Genomic DNA, 16,597 nt, shown 5'->3' on the forward strand with positions numbered 1-16,597 from the left:
GTGGAGCGTCCGAAGGCAGTCGGTTCGGCATGCCGAGTCCGTCGAGCCCCTCGGCTTCCCGCCGCCCGAGCCGGAGATCCCCTGGAGTCCGGCCCTGCCCGGCCTTGCCTCGCCCGAGTCCTATGACGCCGGTGTCAGCCGTCCGTGCCCAGCACTCCGCGCAGCTCGTCCGGCAGCAGCTCGGAGCAGGACTGCTTCGCCTCGTTGGTCAGGGCGTCATGGGTGCACGTGTAGTAGTCGCGGTAGACCAGCTGTGCCATGAAGGACGCGGCGACCAGCACGATGGCCAGGGACGCCGTCACCAGGCCGCTCACCGCAGCCGTCGTCTGCGGACGGCCCTGCTGCTCCGGGGCCGGGGAGTCCGGGCCGGACCCGCGGGGCTTGGCGCGCAGGGAGCTGATGGCCCAGTACAGGGCCAGCGCGCCGAGCAGCAGCGCCACGTACGGCCAGCTGAACAGGGCGAAGAAGAACGCCCACATGCCCGACAGCAGGGCGTAGCGCGCGCGGCGCTGGGCCGGGTCCGTCGGGTCCCAGCGCAGGTTCGACCCGCCGCCCTGGGGGCCGCCCGGGCCCTCGGGGCCGCCGCGCGGGCGGTCGCCGAAGCCACCGGGGGAGCGGCCGGGCTGCCGGTCGCTCCACTGACTGCCCCACGGCGAACGGTCACGCTCCCCGCCGTCCCGCGCCTCGTCGCCGGAGGGGCGCCGCGGCTGCCAGGGCCGGTCCGGCGTGCCCTCGGGCGGCGGGGCGAAGGGGTTGTCCTCCTGGGACCCGCGCTCCCGGCCGCCCCGGTCGCCGCCGTCCGACGGCGCCTCGGGCGGTGAACCGGGGCGCTCCCGCAGCAGCACGGCGCCGCGCTCCCCTCCCTGCGGCGACAGCTGGGGGAACGTGAGGAGTCGCAGGCTGCGGTCCGGCATCAAGTGAGCGTCTTCCCGTGGGTGAGTAGAACTGGGCTGGACAGGACTGGGCGGTGTCGGATCCGGGTCCGTCACCTTCTGAACGCTCCGCGTCCGGACGGCGTTCCCGAACCAGCCCCGCCCAGACGCTACCTTCCGGCCACGCCCCCGTCCCGTGGGGGCCGTCCGGTGTGCCGGTATCGTTGCTGACGGTCGGCCGGTTCGTAGGCTTCCCCGTATCCGGGGGCCCGAAGCATTCGTATGAATGCACAAAGCGCCACGAGGCGTGCCGCCCGGACAGACGCTCCCCCGAGAAAGGCCCACCACCGTGGCCGCCAAGCCCGTGGCCCCGCGCGCCAAGCGCCTCGTCGTGCTGGTCTCCGGATCCGGCACCAACCTGCAGGCGCTGCTCGACGAGATCGCCGCCACCGGCACGCAGGAGTACGGGGCCGAGATCGTCGCCGTCGGCGCCGACCGCGAGGGCATCGAGGGGCTGGCCCGCGCCGAGCGCGCCGGTCTGCCGACCTTCGTGCGCAAGGTGAAGGACTACGGCAGCCGCGAGGAGTGGGACGCCGCGCTCGCCGAGGCCGTCGCCGCCTTCGAGCCCGACCTCGTCGTCTCCGCCGGGTTCATGAAGATCGTCGGCAAGGAGTTCCTCGCGCGGTTCGGCGGGCGGTTCGTCAACACCCACCCCGCCCTGCTCCCCAGTTTCCCGGGGGCCCACGGCGTGCGGGACGCGCTCGCGTACGGCGCCAAGGTCACCGGCTGCACCGTCCACTTCGTCGACGACGGCGTCGACACCGGGCCGATCATCGCGCAGGGCGTGGTGGAGGTCCGGGACGAGGACGACGAGAGCGCTCTGCACGAGCGCATCAAGGAAGTCGAGCGAAGGCTGCTCGTCGAGGTCGTGGGGCGGCTCGCCCGCAACGGCTATCGCATTGAGGGACGAAAGGTAGTTATCCAGTGACCGCCGAGAGCAACAAGCGGCCCCTTCGCCGGGCGCTCGTCAGCGTCTACGACAAGACCGGGCTCGAGGACCTCGCGCGCGGGCTCCACGAGGCCGGGGTCGAGCTGGTCTCCACCGGCTCCACCGCCGCGAAGATCGCCGCTGCCGGCGTCCCCGTCACCAAGGTCGAGGAGCTGACCGGCTTCCCCGAGTGCCTGGACGGCCGGGTGAAGACGCTGCACCCGCGCGTGCACGCCGGCATCCTCGCCGACCTGCGCCTGGACAGCCACCGCGAGCAGCTCGCCGAGCTGGAGGTCGAGCCGTTCGACCTGGTCGTCGTGAACCTCTACCCGTTCCGCGAGACCGTCGCCTCCGGCGCCTCCCCCGACGAGTGCGTGGAGCAGATCGACATCGGCGGCCCCTCGATGGTCCGCGCCGCCGCCAAGAACCACCCCTCCGTCGCGGTCGTCACCAGCCCGGACCGCTACGCCGACGTGCTCAAGGCCGTCCAGAGCGGCGGCTTCGACCTCGCCGCCCGCAAGCGCCTGGCCGCCGAGGCCTTCCAGCACACGGCCGCCTACGACGTGGCCGTCGCCTCCTGGTTCGCCTTCTCCTACGCCCCCGTCGACGAGTCGCGCTTCCCCGACTTCCTCGGCGCCACCTGGGAGCGCGAGCACACCCTGCGCTACGGCGAGAACCCGCACCAGCCGGCCGCGCTCTACGTCTCCCCCGAGGGCGGCGGTCTCGCCCAGGCCGAGCAGCTGCACGGCAAGGAGATGTCGTACAACAACTACACGGACACGGACGCCGCCCGCCGTGCCGCGTACGACCACGCCGAGCCGTGCGTGGCGATCATCAAGCACGCCAACCCCTGCGGCATCGCGATCGGCGCGGACGTGGCCGAGGCGCACCGCAAGGCACACGCCTGCGACCCGCTGTCGGCGTTCGGCGGCGTGATCGCGGTCAACCGGCCGGTCAGCAAGGAGATGGCCGAGCAGGTCGCGGAGATCTTCACCGAGGTCATCGTCGCGCCGGACTACGAGGACGGCGCGCTGGAGGCCCTCACCAAGAAGAAGAACATCCGCGTGCTGCGCTGCCCCGACGGCCCCTCCGCCCCGGTCGAGGTCAAGCCGATCGACGGCGGCGCGCTGCTGCAGGTCACCGACCGGCTCCAGGCCGACGGCGACGACCCGTCCGGCTGGACGCTGGCGACCGGCGAGGCGCTGGACGCCGACGAGCTCCAGCAGCTCGCCTTCGCCTGGAAGGCCTGCCGCGCGGTGAAGTCCAACGCGATCCTGCTCGCCAAGGACGGCGCCTCGGTGGGTGTCGGCATGGGACAGGTCAACCGGGTGGACTCCGCCAAGCTGGCCGTCGAGCGGGCGGGCGCCGAGCGCGCGGCCGGCTCCTACGCCGCCTCCGACGCCTTCTTCCCCTTCCCCGACGGCCTGGAGATCCTGACCGCGGCCGGCGTGAAGGCCGTGGTCCAGCCCGGCGGTTCGGTCCGTGACGAACTGGTCGTCGAGGCCGCGCGCAAGGCGGGCGTCACGATGTACTTCACGGGCACGCGGCACTTCTTCCACTGACCCGGAAGGTCCGGCCTCCCTGACCCGGAAGGTCCGGCCTCCCCGACCCGGAAGGTCCGGCCTCCCGACCTGAGCGGCGCTGCGCGGAATCGCGTGGCGCCGCCCCTGTTTTCCTGGCCGACGCCCCACTTATCGGATCCCCGGACCGCGAGTAACATACAGACTTATCTGTTTTCCGGTGTACGTCATCCGGTTACCCGCCTCCGCCCCCTTCACCTCGGAGATCCCGTACATGCCACGTCAGGAACGCGCCCTGCGGACCCGGGCACTGCTGCTCAGGTCCGCCGCCGAATGCATCAAGGAGCACGGCTACGACGGCTCCAGCACCACGGACGTACTGCGGCGGGCGGGTGTGACCCGGGGAGCCCTCTACTTCCACTTCCCGTCCAAGGAGGCGCTGGCCGACGCCATCGTCGAGTACCAGCGGCCACTGCTGCGCTCGCTGGCCGGCGACTGCTCCCTGCAGTCCGCCATCGACCTCACGCTCTGTTACGCGCGGGCGCTCCAGCAGGACGTGATCCTGCAGGCCGCCGTGCGGCTGGCGACCGAGGAGACCTCCTACCAGCCCGGCACCCGCCCCTACCTGTGGTCCCAGCAGAGCGTGGCCGACCTGCTGCACCAGGCCCGCAACAAGGGCGAACTGCTCCCGCACACCGACCCCGACGAGATCGCCGTCCTGGTCGTCGGGGCGTTCACCGGCATCCAGCTGCTGTCCCAGCTGTCCTGCGGGCGGGCCGACCTGCTGTTCCGGGTCTGCGTGCTGTGGCGGGCCCTGCTGCCCGGGATCGCCGCCCCCGGGCTCCTGCTGCGCCTGCGCACCGACGAGAAGCGGGTGGAGGAACTGGAGCCGGCCGAGACGCCGCCCGACCCGGCGCTGCACGACGTCGGGTGACCGTGCCGCACCTCTGGGTGACGCTTCTCACGTCCGTAAGGCCTGTCATTCCCCACATGTAGCACCACTGAAATAAACAGGCGAGTATGTTTGTTTCCGAGGCTAAGGCGGCACGGGGGAGCCGCGTGAACCTGGTGCGTCCGTACGTCCCCCTGCTCCGTCATGAACAGAAGGGGAACCGCAACCGATGGGAAACGCTGCTTCCGCCAGGCGCGTGGCACCTCCGCACCTCCTCGAACTCGGCCGGTTCCTGATGGCACGGCGGGCCGAGGTGTCCCCGAACCAGGTCGGCCTCCCGGACGCCGGCAAACGCCGCACCCCGGGCCTGCGCCGCGAGGAGGTGGCCCTGCTCGCCGGCGTGGGCGTCTCCTGGTACACGTGGATCGAGCAGGGCCGTGCCGAGAACGTCTCGGGCGAGGTGCTCGACTCCATCGCCCGCGTGCTCCGCCTCAGTGAGAACCAACGCCTGTACCTGCGCCAGCTCGCCGGTGTGCAGGCCGTCCCGCTGCTGCCGGACGCCCCGCCGGAGGCGGAGGCCATGCGCCCGTTCGTCGAGAACTGGTGGCCCAACCCCGCCTACATCGCCGACCACGCCTGGAACGTCGTGGTCGCCAACGCGGCGGCGGAGTCCCTGCTCGGCATGGTCGACGAACGTCCGGGCGGCGCCTGCCTCGACGCGGGCCGCGGGTCCGGCGTCCTCGGCGGCCGCCGGCCGTACAACATCCTGCGGGAGTTCTTCACCAACGACGACGTACGGTCCGCCTACCCGCTGTGGGAGAAGATCGCCCCGACCGTCGTGGCCCGCTTCCGCAGCCAGGCCGCGCTGCACATCGAGGACGCGGCGATCCCGGCGCTGGTGGAGGAACTGCGCGTCGCCAGCCCGGTGTTCGCGCAACTGTGGGACCGGCACGAGGTGCAGGAGGACTCCTGCGGCCCCGAGGTGCTCACCCACCCCGCCGTCGGCGACCTGCACTTCACCCGCGCCACGCTCGACTTCACCCGCCGGATCGCCCTGCGGATGACGGTGTTCCTGCCCACGCCGGGCACCGGCACGGAGGCGGCGCTGCGCCGGATGTCCCATGTGACGCTGGCGCAGCGGATGAACAGCATGGGCCGCGACGACCTGGTGGGGGGTGCCCGATGAGCACCGCGCCGAACCGTCATGTGACCGAGACGGTCCGGGTCGCGCTCGGCACGCACCGGCTGACCTATCTCCCCGACGGCTACGTGCAGTTGCAGCCGAGGGCCTGGTTCCCGGACTCACCCGGCGCGTTCTGGGAGGAACGGCGCGGCCACCTCGACGACGAGGGCTTCCTGCGGGCCTCGGTGGGTGCGCTGCTCGTCGAGTACGAGGACCGGGCCCTGCTCCTCGACACCGGCTTCGGGCCGGCCGCCATCCCCGCCGACCGCACCATCCCGCCCCTGGGGCGGATCGAGGGCGGGGGCCTGCCCGACGCGCTCGCCGCCGCGGGGGTCGCCTGGGAGTCGGTGGACACCGTCGCCTTCACCCACCTGCACGACGACCACGTCGGCTGGGCCGGTGACGAGCGGCTGCGCGGTGCCCGGTTCGTGGCCTCGGCCGCGGAATGGCGCGGAGCGCACCGCCGCCCGGCCGGGCAGCCGGTGGCCGTGCGGGACGGCCAGGAGATCTTCCCCGGCGTCACGGCGCTCGCCACCCCGGGACACACCCCCGGGCACCTCTCGTACGTGATCCGCGGCGGCTCCGACGGGCCCGCGGCCGTGGTGGTCGGCGACGTCCTGCACTCCGCCCTGCAACTGGCCGACCTGACCTGGCGGGCCGCCTCCGACCTCGATCCCGCGGAAGCGGTCCGCAGCCGCCGCAAGATCGTGGCGGAACTGTCCCGGCCCGGCACGATCGGCTTCGCCGGGCACTTCTCCGGCACGGTGTTCGGCCGGCTGGCGGTCTCCGGCGACGCACCGCGGTGGCACCCGCTGACCTGACACCCACCGCCCGCCCGCCCCTCAGCAGAGCCCACGGGCCACCGGCCACCGGCTACCGCTCGCCGGTCACAGTCCACGGGCCACGGCCCACCGGCTACCGCTCGCCGGCCACAGCCCACGGGCCACGGCCCACTGGCTACCGCCCGTCGGCCACAGCCCACGGGTCACGGGCCACCGGCTACCGCCCGTCGGCCACAGCCCACCGGCCACGGGCCACCGGCTACCGCCCGTCGGCCACAGCCCACCGGCCACGGGCCACCGCTCGCCGACCACAGCTCACGGGCCACCGCCCCCCGGCCATCGCCCACCCGCCCCCGGCCACCGCCCACCTGCCCCCGGTCCTTACGGACCGGGGGCCGGGCGCTTTCCACACGCGTCCTTGGGTGTCCCTACGCGTCCCCCGGACGTTCCCGGGCGTCCCCACGCGCCCCCGGCCGCTCCGCCCGTGCGGCTTCCTCCGGCGGCGTCGTGCCGTGTTGTGCGTCATTGCCGCGGATATTCCCGCCGGGGGACAAGTGGCCGTTCTCTTCTGTTGGCGCGAGCAATATGTTGCTTGCGCACTGGCAGGTCGCACGGGCCCGGCCGAGCCTGAGGGCATGTCCTCAACGGTTGTTCCCCCGATGTCCCGCACGGCACCGGTCGAACCGCGGCGACTGCGTACCGTCGCCGGGCGGTTCACCACCGGCGTGGTGGCCGTGACGGCCCTGCGCGGCTCCGACGGTGCGCCCGCGGGGCTGGCCGTCAACTCGTTCACCTCGGTGTCCCTCGACCCGCCCCTCGTGCTGTTCTGCGTCGCCAGGACCAGCAGCAGCTGGCCCGACGTCCGTTCGGCGGACCGGTTCTGCGTGAACATCCTCGGCGAGGGCCAGCGCGAGCTCAGCACCCGTTTCGCGACCAGCGGCGGCGACAAGTTCGGTACGGCCTCCTGGACGGCCTCACCGGGCGGCGCGCCCGTGCTGGACGGCTCGATCGGCTGGATCGAGTGCTCCGTCGAGGAGGAGATACCGGCCGGCGACCACGACGTGGTGATAGCCCGCGTCCACGACCTGGACACCCACCACGAGGACTCGCCCCTGCTGTTCTTCAGCGGCCTGTACGGGCGTTACGCCCAGCTCTGACCCTGCTCCGACCCTCTTTCAGGAAAGGACGATGCATTCGTGAAGCACACAGCGGCCCCGCTCGGAGTGGGGATCGTCGGACTGAGCGCGGACGGCGGGTGGGGCGGACGCGGCCACGTGCCCGCACTGCGAGCCGTCGAAGGCTACGAACTGCGCACGCTGACGGCGTCCACGCCCGACTCCGCACGCAAGGCCGCCGCGGCGTTCGGACTGCCCGAGTCGGCCGCGGGGACCGACGCCGCCGAACTCGCGGCCCGGGACGACGTCGACCTGGTGGTGGTCGCCGTCCGCGTGCCCCGCCACCGGGAACTGATCCTGCCCGTCCTGCGGGCCGGCAAGACGGTGCTCAGCGAGTGGCCCCTGGGCAACGGCACGGCCGAGGCCGAGGAGCTCGCCGTCCTCGCGGCCGAGGCGGGCGTGCGCACGGCGGTGGGCCTCCAGGCCCGGTCCGCCCCGGTGGTCCGCTATCTCCGGGACCTCGTCGCGGACGGCTACGTCGGCGAGGTGCTGTCCACCACGCTGGTGGGGTCGGGCGGCGGCTGGGGCCCGGTGGTGGCCGAGCGGACCGCCTACGTCGCCGACCGCGCCAACGGGGCGACCCTGCTGACCGTTCCGTTCGGGCACACGCTGGACGCGCTGACCATGGTGCTGTCCGGGTTCGCGACCCTGACCGCCACCACGGCCACCCGGCGTCCCCGGGTGCGGGTCGCCGAGACCGGTGCCACGCTGCCGATGACCGCCGAGGACCAGATCGCCGTGACCGGGCGGCTGGAGAGCGGGGCGGTCGCCTCCCTGCACTACCGGGGCGGCTCCTCGCGCGGCACCAACCTGCTGTGGGAGATCAACGGCACCGAGGGCGACCTGGTGCTGACCGGTGACTCCGGCCATCTGCAGTTCGGGCAGGTGGAGTTGCGCGGCGCGCGGGGCGACCAGCGGGAGCTACGGCCGCTGCCGGTGCCCGGGGACTATCTGCTGCCGGGCGGCCTCGACCGCCTCGCGGCCCTCGACGGACCGGCCGGAGTGGTCGCCCACGCCTACCACCAGTTGCGCGCCGACCTGCGGGAAGGAACGTCGGTGGTACCGGACTTCGCCCACGCCGCCGCCCACCACCGGCTGCTGGACCGCATCACCCACGCGGCGCAGACCGGCACCACGCAGTAACCCCGACAACCCGAGCCATCCCCGACAACCCCGAGCCATCCCCGACAACCCCGAGCCACCCCCGACCACCCCGAGCCACCCCCGACCGACCCGGTCCTTCGACCGCCCCGGCCGATCCCGACCCGGTTCCCCGACCGACCCCGGCCGTCCCCGGCCCGCCCCCACCCTCCGTGCGAGGCCCCCGGGATCCCGCCGGCCCCCCGACCCGACGGACCCCCGCCGAGACGTGTCCGGCGCCGCGGTGTTCGTCGCCACCCCCCGACCACAGGAGCATCATGCACACCGGCTTCGGAGCCTTCCTCTCCCCCCTCCACGCGCCCGGACAGGACCCGCACCTGACCATCCGCCGGGATCTGCAACTCGTCGAGCACCTCGACGAACTCAACTTCGACGAGTGCTGGTTCGGCGAGCACCACTCCCTGTCCTGGCCGACGGTGGGCGCTCCGGAGACGATGATCGCGGCCCTCGCCGAGCGGACCCGGCAGATCAAGCTGGCCAACGGCGTGGTGACGCTGCCCTTCCACCACCCGTTCCATGTCGCGACCCGGGCGATCATGCTGGACCACCTCACACGCGGCCGGTACATCCTGGGCGTCGGCCCCGGCGCCACCCCCAACGACGCCCACATGCTCGGACTCGACCTCGGCGAGCTGAAGCGCATGGCGCGCGAGGCCATCCCCACCGTCATGGAGCTGGTCAACGGCGAGGAGCGGATCTCGGAGAAGACGGACTGGTACACCCTCCAGGACGCCAAGATGCAGCTGCCGCGCTACAGCAGGCCCGGCATCGAGATCGCCGTCTCCAGCGTCGGCACCCCCAACAGCCCCCAGATCGCGGGCAAGTACGGCCTCGGCCTGCTGTCCTTCGGCGCCCCGCCGCCCGGCTGGCCGGCCGTCGACCTGGCCCGGCAGTGGAGTTACGCGGAGGAGTCGGCCGAGGAGCACGGCCGGACCGTGGATCGCCGCAACTGGCGCATCGCCGTACCCCTGCACATCGCCGAGACCCGCGAGGAGGCCTTCCGGGACGCCCGGGAGGGCTTCGGGAAGTGGCTGCACGGCTACTGGGGCGAGGCGGTCGGCGCCGATGTGCTCGGCGGCCTCGAAGGCGTGCCGGAGTCCCGGCACCTGGAGGCGACCGTGGAGCAGGGCCGGGCCGTCGTCGGATCGGTCGAGGACGCGGTGGAGGCGATCCGCAACCTCCAGGAGACCACCGGCGGCTTCGGCACGTTCCTCACCTACGTCGTCAACTGGGCCTCCTTCGAGAAGGTCAAGCGCAGCTTCGAGCTGCTGGCGACCGAGGTGGCCCCGCGGTTCACCGGTTCCGCCGACCGCGGTCTGGAGTCGGTGCGCTGGAGCACCGAGAACCGGGCCCTGTTCCCCCACACCGAGCCGCTGCGCACGCGCCTCGCCGCGACCGCGCGCTGACCCGGACCCCCTGCTGACCCGGACCCCCTGCTGACCCGGACCTCCCGCTGACCCGGGCCCCTGACCCGCGCCCGGACCGCCGGCTCCCCGGCGGTCCGGGCGCACCCGTGTTACGGAACTTTCAATTCCAGCGCCGGTTCCGCAGGCATTCCCGTAACGTGTATCCGGACTTCCCATTTCCGGATTCGAGCTCATCCTGTTGGTCGTGGCAATAGCGTTGATGGCCACTGGTTCAGGTGAAAGTCCCCTGTGATGCTTGATCCGTGACGAAACGAATCGCCGTCGTAGGCGCCTACGGATCGGGAAAGACAACGCTTTCCACGGCGCTCTCGCAGCTGACCGGCCTGCCCCGCACCCATGGTTCGCCCATGCGGGAGCCGATCGGGGGCGAGGGCCGCAGTGTCCACAACTGGACCGACGGGCAGCTCATCCAGCTCACCGTGAACCGCTACGCGGAACGGCTGCTCGGCGAGGCCGCCCACCCCGGCGGTTTCGTGTCCGACGGCTCGGTGGTGCACGAGTGGGTGTACGCCAAGCTCCGCCTGGTCGCCGGCTCGTACCCGGGCACCCTGACCCCGCTCGAGGACCGGCACCGCAGCGCCACGACGGCCGCGCTGGAAGCGGCCGTGGACGACATCGGCCTGCTGATGAAGCACCACGCCCGCACCGCCTACCAGGCGTTCGTGCACGTGCCCGTGGAGTTCGAGCTGGCACCGGACAACCGCCCGATCAACGAGAACTTCCGGCACCTGTCCGACTCCCTGCTGCTGCCCGCCCTCGAAGCCACGGGCGTCCCCGTGCACACCGTCCACGGCGACCCGGCCGAACGCCTCGCCCGGACCGTGAAGCACCTGGGGCTCCAGGACGCCACGGTCATGACGGTCGACGAGGCCGTCGGACGCGCCGCGACCGCCCGCTGACCGCCGCCCCACCCGCCGAGCCCCCAGGCTCATTCCCGTAAAGGTGACCACCTGTGTCCGCGCTCGAAGTACCCAGTTTCAAGGACAATCCGAAGCTCAAGCTCGCCATTTCCGGCACGTATTCGACGGGCAAGTCGACGACGACCGAGGCCCTTTCCATAGCCACCGGAATACCGCGTACCCACGCCAAGACCTCACGCGAGCTGCTGGTGGACCTCGTTCCCGGCAAGACCGTCATGGAACTCAACGCCATGGAACTCGTGAAACTCGGACTGCGCCGCTTCGAGGAGCGCGTGCACAACGAGTCCAGCGGTGACGCCTTCATCTCGGACGGCGGCGTGTTCCACGAGTGGGTGTATTTCGAGGCGCGGATGCGCGTCGGCATCAACCCCGGCGCCGACTGGTGGTTCAAGGGCATCAAGAAGGTCATGGGCCTGCCGGTGAAGCACTTCTACCAGCGCTACACCGACACCCTCGGCGACATCACCCGCGCCCGCGCCAAGCGGATCTACGACGCCTACGTCCACCTGCCGGTCGAGTTCGACATGGAGCCCGACGGCCACCGGCCCGTCTCCGAGAAGTTCCGCCGTCTCTCCGACGACCTGCTCATCGAGGCGCTGGGGCGGATGGACATCCCCTACCGGGTCATCGGCGGTCCCATCCCGGACCGGATCGAGAAGATCGTCAAGCTCTTCGACCTGCCGGTGGTCGTCCCGATCGAGGAGGCCATCGAGGAAGCGCAGCGCCGCGTCCTGGCCGACATCGAGGACCTCAAGGCCGACGCCCGCTTCCACGAGGCGCAGCGTCAGAAGTCGCTGGCCCGGCGCATCGGTTACGCCATGCGCTACTGACCGGCCCGCCGCTTCCGCCCCCGCACGTCCCCACGTCCCCACCACCCCGTCCCCTCCCTCCCCTCTCCTTCCCTTCTCACTCTCGTCCCCCGACGTCCACCACGAAAGGAACCGGCGTGTCCGGCATCAACTCGACACGGCCGCGTCATCTGGGAGCGGTGCTCGCACTGCTCGCGTTCGCCCAGATGATCATTGCGATCGACTACAACATCGTCTTCGTCTCCCTGCCCGAGATCGGCGACAAGCTCGGCTTCGGCGCCCAGGACCTCCAGTGGGTGGTCTCCGCCTACGCCGTCGCCTTCGGCGGATTCCTGCTGCTGGGCGGCCGGGCGACCGACCTGTTCGGCCGCAAGCGGATGTTCGTCCTCGGCCTCTTCCTCTACGCGGCGTCCTCCCTCGCGGGCGGTCTCGCCGAGGACCCCTGGCTGCTCATCGCCGCCCGGGCGGTGCAGGGCCTGGGCGGCGCGTTCCTCGCGCCGGCGACCCTGTCCCTCGTCACGACGCTCTTCGCGGAGGGCGCCGAACGCAACCGCGCCCTGTCCGTGTGGGGCGGCGCCGGCGGCTCCGGCATGGTGCTCGGCTCGATCCTCGGCGGTCTGCTGACCGACGCCTTCGGCTGGCCCTCGGTCTTCTACGTCAACGTGCTGCTGGCCGGCGCCGCCATGTTCGTGGCGATGTCCCTGCTGCCCGACGACAAGCCGCAGGCCGGCAGCGGGTTCGACCTGCCCGGCGCGATCACCGGCACCGTCGCCTCCACGCTGTTCGTCTTCGCCCTCGTGCAGGGCCCGGAGGCGGGCTGGGGCTCCGGCCAGGTCCTGGCGGCCCTCGGCGTCGCCGTGCTGACCTTCGCGCTGTTCCTGGTCATCGAGAGCCGCAGCGCGGCCCCGATGGTGCCGCTGCGGCTGTTCGGCAACCGCAACCTGTCCACCGGCGCCGGCATCACCTTCCTGTTCATGGCCACCTTCGGCGCCCTGGCGTACTTCCTCACCCAGTACTGGCAGATCGTGCAGGGCTACAGCGCCTGGACCACCGGCTTCGCCTTCGTGCTGCCGTCCGGCAGCGTGCTGATCGGCACGATCGTGGGCGGCAAGTGGGCCACCAGGTTCGGGGTGCGCAACACCCTGTTCATCGGTCTGACCATGGGCCTGGTGGGCACCGTCGTCCTCGCCCTGACGCTCGGCCAGGACGCCTCCTACGGCGTGATCGCGCCGTCGCTGTTCGTGCTCTCGCTGGGCCAGGGCATCGTCTTCACGACGATGTTCGCCGCGGCCACCACCGGCGTCGAGGCGGCGGACCAGGGCATCGGCTCCGGTATCGCCACCACCGGCCAGCAGATCGGCGGCGCCGTCGGCCTCGCCGTACTGATCGCGATCGCCAACGCCTCGGGCGGCGGCGAGACCAAGGACCTCGGCGAGCTGATGGACGGGGTCACCACGGCCACCTGGGCGATCGCCGTCGGCATCGCGCTCACGTTCCTCGTGGTGCTCAACTTCAAGAAGCCGGCGTCGGGCGACCACGTCGACCCCGCGCAGAGCGAGCCGGTCGCGGGCACCGCCGAGCCGGTGCAGGCCAGCCGGACCGCCTGAGCAGCGCCCCGACCCGGACGTCGGCGATACCCGGTCCACTGTTGCGGAGGGTCCCGGGCATCGCCGTCGCCGTTCAACGGCCGGCACCCCGCAGGGGTGTGGCCGCCTACGAAGGAAACTCTATGACTACGGCAGCACCTCTCAACACCCTGGGCACCGTGGACGACTTCCTCGGCGCCCGGGAGGAGCGGTTCTTCGGCGAGGGCTTCAAACGGGTGCACCACACGCTCACCGACCTCACCGTCGACGAGCGCGGCATCACCGCCACGGCGGGCCTGGAGATCCCCGGCGCCTGGTCCCGCAAGGGCGACAGCACCCAGCGGCCCCATCTGTCCACCCTCGACGTCATGCTCTACGGCGCCCGGCTCGCCGGCCTGCACGCCGCCCACACCCGCGGCCTCGGCCCGCACACGCCGTTCACCGTCCGGTCGCTGACGATCAAGGCGGGCAAGAAGCCGCAGGAGGAGGACCTGGACACGTTCCCGGTCTCCGGCCGGCTCCTGGACACCGCCGACGACGGCACGACGACCATGGAATGCCGCGTGGGCCTGCTCACCGTACGGGTGGAGACCACCGCCGGCACCGCCGCGCCGCACCCGGCCCCCGCCCGGCCGGGCCCCGCCCGCCACGCGGACGCCGACGCGCTGCCCGGGCCCTGGAACGACGCGCCCTTCGGCACCCCGCACCGCGACCGGCGGCAACTGCTCACCTCCGTCGAGGTGCTCCCGGACGCCTCGCTGGCCCGGGCCGACCTCACCCTCGACCCCGACGGCCCGGCGACGATGATCGACCTGTTCGTCGCCGCCCTCCAGCTCGGCCAGGTCCTGCTCTACTCGCTGGACGGCGTCTCCCGGGCCGACAGCAACACGCTGTGGATGCGGCGCACCGCCATCGGGCCGGCGCCCGAGGCCGGCACGGCCCGGGGCCGGTTCGAGGCCCGACTCCGGGAACCGCAGCTGCTGCACAGCGCCCAGGGCACCTGGCGCAGCGCCGAGATCGTCGCCGACCACGGCGGCCTGCGGCTCAGCTGCTCCGTCGCCCATCTGCTCCCCGCGTGACGGCCCGGGAGCGCACCACCACCGGGAGCCGACGGCTCCGATCCCAGTTCGCGTCCTCGGCCGCAGCCGGTCACCACCGGCGCCCGCGGCCCGCGGCCCTCCACGGGAGGCGAGACACATGCCCCTGACCGCCGTACTCACCGGACTCGGCGCCTACCTTCCTCCGCGTCGCGTCAGCAACGAAGAACTCGCGGACCGCTTCGACACCACCGACGAATGGATCACGTCCAGAACCGGCATACGCAGCCGGCGCTGGGCGGACCCGGGCACCTCCACCGGCGACCTCGCCGTGGAAGCCGGGCACCGCGCGCTGAAGTCCGCGGGCGTCGACCCCGCGCCGGGCGCGGTCGACCTGGTCGTCCTGGCCACCACCACGCCCGACCATCTGTGCCCGGCCACCGCGCCCGACGTCGCGGCCCGGCTCGGCCTCGCCGGCGCGGCGGCCTTCGACATCAGCGCCGTCTGCTCCGGATTCGTCTACGCGCTGGAGACCGCGGCCAACGCCATCGGCGCCGGACGGGCGCGAACCGCCCTGGTCATCGGCGCCGAGACCTACTCGACCATCCTCAACCCGGCCGACCGCACCACCTCGGTGATCTTCGGGGACGGTGCCGGGGCGGTCGTCCTCACCGCGGGCGACGCGGATCTCCCCGGCGCCCTGCACGGCTTCGAACTCGGCTCCGACGGCACGCAGAAGGACGTGATCTGCATCCCGGCCGGAGGCTCCCGGCAGCGCGCCGCGCTGACCGAACCCGCCCCGGGTGACGAGTACTTCGCCATGGAGGGCCGCAAGGTCTTCCTCTCGGCCGTGCAGCGGATGAGCGAGTCGTCCGCGTCCCTGCTCGACCGCATCGGCTGGCCGGTCGAGAGCCTCGGCCACCTGGTCGGCCACCAGGCCAACGTCCGCATCCTGCGCGCGGTCGCCGAGCAGCTCGGCGTCCCCGCCGAGCGGGCGGTGGTCAACCTCGACCAGGTCGGGAACACCTCGGCCGCCTCCATCCCCATCGCCCTCGCGGACGCCGCCGGCTCCCTCACGGTGGGGGAGCGGGTGCTGCTCACCGCCTTCGGCGGCGGGCTCACCTGGGGCTCCGCGGCACTCACCTGGCCCGACGTCGTACCCGCCTGACCCCGCCCGATCCAAGGAGAAGGACACCATGACCGCACCCCTCACCGCCCCGGCCGACCTGACCGAGGCCGTGCTCCACATCGTCCGCGGCAAGTTCGAGGCACCGCAGGACACCACCGCCACCACGCCGTACGAGGACATGGACTTCGACTCCCTCGTCCTGCTGGAGCTCGCGGTGCACCTGTCCAAGGTGTACGGCGTCGAGATCGGCGACGACGAGATACTCGACGCCACCAACGTCGCCGAGACCGCCCGGCTGCTCACCGCGAAGGGCGCCCGCCTTGCCCGGTGACGGCCCGGCCGGCGCCACGGGGGCCGCGTTCTTCGACGTCGACGGCACACTCACCACCGGGACGACCCTGTTCCGGTTCCTCGAGTACCGCTTCGCCGTCGAGGGACGCCCCCCGCAGGCCTACACGCAGGAGCGGCAGCGGCTGCGCGCCATGACCGAGGCGGGCGTGTGCCGCTCGCGCACCAACCGCGCCTACTTCGCCAGTTACGCCCGGCTCAGCGTCTCCTACGTGGCGGACCTGGCCGAGGACTGGTTCCGCGCGGAGCTGGAGTCCGGGGGCTTCCTGCACGACAGCGCCGTCGCCGCGCTGCGCGGGCACCGGGCGGCGGGGGAGCCCGTGGTGCTCGTCTCGGGCTCCTTCCCCGCGCTCCTCGCGCCGCTGGCCCGCCTGCTGGAGGTGGACGCGGTCCTGGCGACGGAGCCCGAGACCCTCCTCGGCCACTACACCGGCGACGCCGCGGTCACGATGATCGGCAGCACCAAGGCGGACGCCGTCCGGACCTGGTGCGCCGAGCACGGCATCGACCCGGCCGCCGCCACCGCCTACGGCGACCACGCCTCGGACCTGCCCATGCTGCGGGCCACGGGCCGCGGCGTGGTGGTCGGCGGCGACCGGGAACTGCGTGCCGTCGCCGCGCGGGAGGGCTGGCGCCTGCTGCCCGCCCCGCCCGCGGCGCGCCCGCTGCGGCTCCCCGATTCCCTGTGGACGGCCCGGACGCCGCCCGCCGGCGTGCGGCACCCGGCCTGACCACCCCCGCTCCACCCGCGCTCCACCCCACCCGAGA

16 protein-coding genes are annotated in these 16,597 nt (G+C 72.5%); 15 read left to right on the forward strand and 1 reads right to left on the reverse strand.

Annotated features, from left to right (window positions below; all coding sequences use genetic code 11):
* Nucleotides 1–134: 134 nt before the first annotated feature.
* On the reverse strand, nucleotides 135–914 hold the full coding sequence (locus tag ACIGAN_RS33910) for a hypothetical protein (RefSeq protein ID WP_365735543.1): 780 nt from the start codon (nucleotides 912–914) through the stop codon (nucleotides 135–137).
* Between the two features lie 307 nt (nucleotides 915–1,221).
* Between ACIGAN_RS33910 and purN the strand changes: the two genes are divergently transcribed.
* The 15 genes from purN to ACIGAN_RS33985 all read left to right on the forward strand — a co-directional run bounded on the left by purN (nucleotide 1,222) and on the right by ACIGAN_RS33985 (nucleotide 16,560).
* Complete coding sequence (gene purN / locus ACIGAN_RS33915; RefSeq protein ID WP_399863286.1) at nucleotides 1,222–1,860, forward strand: phosphoribosylglycinamide formyltransferase; 639 nt, start codon at nucleotides 1,222–1,224, stop codon at nucleotides 1,858–1,860.
* Nucleotides 1,857–3,422 carry a bifunctional phosphoribosylaminoimidazolecarboxamide formyltransferase/IMP cyclohydrolase gene (gene purH / locus ACIGAN_RS33920; RefSeq protein ID WP_399863288.1) on the forward strand — a complete coding sequence of 522 codons (1,566 nt, stop codon included), beginning with the start codon at nucleotides 1,857–1,859 and terminating at the stop codon, nucleotides 3,420–3,422. The genes purN and purH overlap by 4 nt, the downstream gene beginning before the upstream one ends.
* Nucleotides 3,423–3,654: 232 nt before the next feature.
* Nucleotides 3,655–4,314 (forward strand): ScbR family autoregulator-binding transcription factor, encoded by a 660-nt coding sequence (locus tag ACIGAN_RS33925; protein WP_399863290.1) that lies wholly within the window; start codon nucleotides 3,655–3,657, stop codon nucleotides 4,312–4,314.
* Nucleotides 4,315–4,501: 187 nt separating this feature from the next.
* The gene (locus ACIGAN_RS33930) at nucleotides 4,502–5,458 is read left to right on the forward strand and encodes a helix-turn-helix transcriptional regulator (RefSeq protein WP_365093264.1); all 957 of its coding nucleotides are present in this window, start codon (nucleotides 4,502–4,504) and stop codon (nucleotides 5,456–5,458) included.
* The gene (locus ACIGAN_RS33935; RefSeq protein WP_399863292.1) at nucleotides 5,455–6,276 is read left to right on the forward strand and encodes an MBL fold metallo-hydrolase; all 822 of its coding nucleotides are present in this window, start codon (nucleotides 5,455–5,457) and stop codon (nucleotides 6,274–6,276) included. Before ACIGAN_RS33930 ends, ACIGAN_RS33935 begins: the two co-directional genes overlap by 4 nt.
* 596 nt (nucleotides 6,277–6,872) lie before the next feature.
* Nucleotides 6,873–7,394, forward strand: coding sequence for a flavin reductase family protein (locus tag ACIGAN_RS33940; protein WP_365735536.1), 522 nt, complete (start codon nucleotides 6,873–6,875; stop codon nucleotides 7,392–7,394).
* A gap of 39 nt (nucleotides 7,395–7,433) precedes the next feature.
* Nucleotides 7,434–8,555 carry a Gfo/Idh/MocA family protein gene (locus ACIGAN_RS33945; protein WP_399863294.1) on the forward strand — a complete coding sequence of 374 codons (1,122 nt, stop codon included), beginning with the start codon at nucleotides 7,434–7,436 and terminating at the stop codon, nucleotides 8,553–8,555.
* A gap of 275 nt (nucleotides 8,556–8,830) precedes the next feature.
* Nucleotides 8,831–9,979: an LLM class flavin-dependent oxidoreductase gene (locus ACIGAN_RS33950; protein ID WP_399863296.1), complete on the forward strand. Its 1,149-nt coding sequence runs from the start codon at nucleotides 8,831–8,833 to the stop codon at nucleotides 9,977–9,979.
* Nucleotides 9,980–10,242: 263 nt separating this feature from the next.
* The gene (locus ACIGAN_RS33955) at nucleotides 10,243–10,899 is read left to right on the forward strand and encodes an AAA family ATPase (protein WP_365093278.1); all 657 of its coding nucleotides are present in this window, start codon (nucleotides 10,243–10,245) and stop codon (nucleotides 10,897–10,899) included.
* Nucleotides 10,900–10,952: 53 nt separating this feature from the next.
* Nucleotides 10,953–11,750, forward strand: coding sequence for an ATP-binding protein (locus tag ACIGAN_RS33960; protein WP_399863299.1), 798 nt, complete (start codon nucleotides 10,953–10,955; stop codon nucleotides 11,748–11,750).
* A 116-nt stretch (nucleotides 11,751–11,866) separates the two neighbouring features.
* On the forward strand, nucleotides 11,867–13,336 hold the full coding sequence (locus ACIGAN_RS33965) for an MFS transporter (RefSeq protein WP_365735530.1): 1,470 nt from the start codon (nucleotides 11,867–11,869) through the stop codon (nucleotides 13,334–13,336).
* Nucleotides 13,337–13,458: 122 nt separating this feature from the next.
* Nucleotides 13,459–14,394, forward strand: a complete 936-nt coding sequence (locus tag ACIGAN_RS33970) for an AvrD family protein (RefSeq protein WP_399863301.1) — start codon at nucleotides 13,459–13,461, stop codon at nucleotides 14,392–14,394.
* 118 nt (nucleotides 14,395–14,512) lie between these two features.
* Nucleotides 14,513–15,520 carry a beta-ketoacyl-ACP synthase III gene (locus tag ACIGAN_RS33975; protein WP_365735527.1) on the forward strand — a complete coding sequence of 336 codons (1,008 nt, stop codon included), beginning with the start codon at nucleotides 14,513–14,515 and terminating at the stop codon, nucleotides 15,518–15,520.
* Between the two features lie 28 nt (nucleotides 15,521–15,548).
* Nucleotides 15,549–15,812 (forward strand): acyl carrier protein, encoded by a 264-nt coding sequence (locus ACIGAN_RS33980; RefSeq protein WP_399863303.1) that lies wholly within the window; start codon nucleotides 15,549–15,551, stop codon nucleotides 15,810–15,812.
* The gene (locus ACIGAN_RS33985; RefSeq protein ID WP_399863305.1) at nucleotides 15,802–16,560 is read left to right on the forward strand and encodes an HAD family hydrolase; all 759 of its coding nucleotides are present in this window, start codon (nucleotides 15,802–15,804) and stop codon (nucleotides 16,558–16,560) included. The genes ACIGAN_RS33980 and ACIGAN_RS33985 overlap by 11 nt, the downstream gene beginning before the upstream one ends.
* Nucleotides 16,561–16,597 lie beyond the last annotated feature (37 nt).

The organism is Streptomyces sp. NPDC085931, from assembly GCF_044540565.1.
In the GTDB taxonomy this organism is placed as follows: Bacteria; Actinomycetota; Actinomycetes; order Streptomycetales; family Streptomycetaceae; genus Streptomyces.

Bases quoted from the DNA above. Each gene is read 5' to 3' on its own strand.
- ACIGAN_RS33950 (WP_399863296.1), top strand. From the start codon at position 8,831: ATGCACACCGGCTTCGGAGCCTTCCTCTCCCCCCTCCACGCGCCCGGA.
- ACIGAN_RS33975 (WP_365735527.1), top strand. From the start codon at position 14,513: ATGCCCCTGACCGCCGTACTCACCGGACTCGGCGCCTACCTTCCTCCG.
- ACIGAN_RS33980 (WP_399863303.1), top strand. From the start codon at position 15,549: ATGACCGCACCCCTCACCGCCCCGGCCGACCTGACCGAGGCCGTGCTC.
- ACIGAN_RS33910 (WP_365735543.1), bottom strand. From the start codon at position 914: ATGCCGGACCGCAGCCTGCGACTCCTCACGTTCCCCCAGCTGTCGCCG.
- ACIGAN_RS33925 (WP_399863290.1), top strand. From the start codon at position 3,655: ATGCCACGTCAGGAACGCGCCCTGCGGACCCGGGCACTGCTGCTCAGG.
- ACIGAN_RS33935 (WP_399863292.1), top strand. From the start codon at position 5,455: ATGAGCACCGCGCCGAACCGTCATGTGACCGAGACGGTCCGGGTCGCG.
- ACIGAN_RS33940 (WP_365735536.1), top strand. From the start codon at position 6,873: ATGTCCTCAACGGTTGTTCCCCCGATGTCCCGCACGGCACCGGTCGAA.
- ACIGAN_RS33930 (WP_365093264.1), top strand. From the start codon at position 4,502: ATGGGAAACGCTGCTTCCGCCAGGCGCGTGGCACCTCCGCACCTCCTC.
- ACIGAN_RS33970 (WP_399863301.1), top strand. From the start codon at position 13,459: ATGACTACGGCAGCACCTCTCAACACCCTGGGCACCGTGGACGACTTC.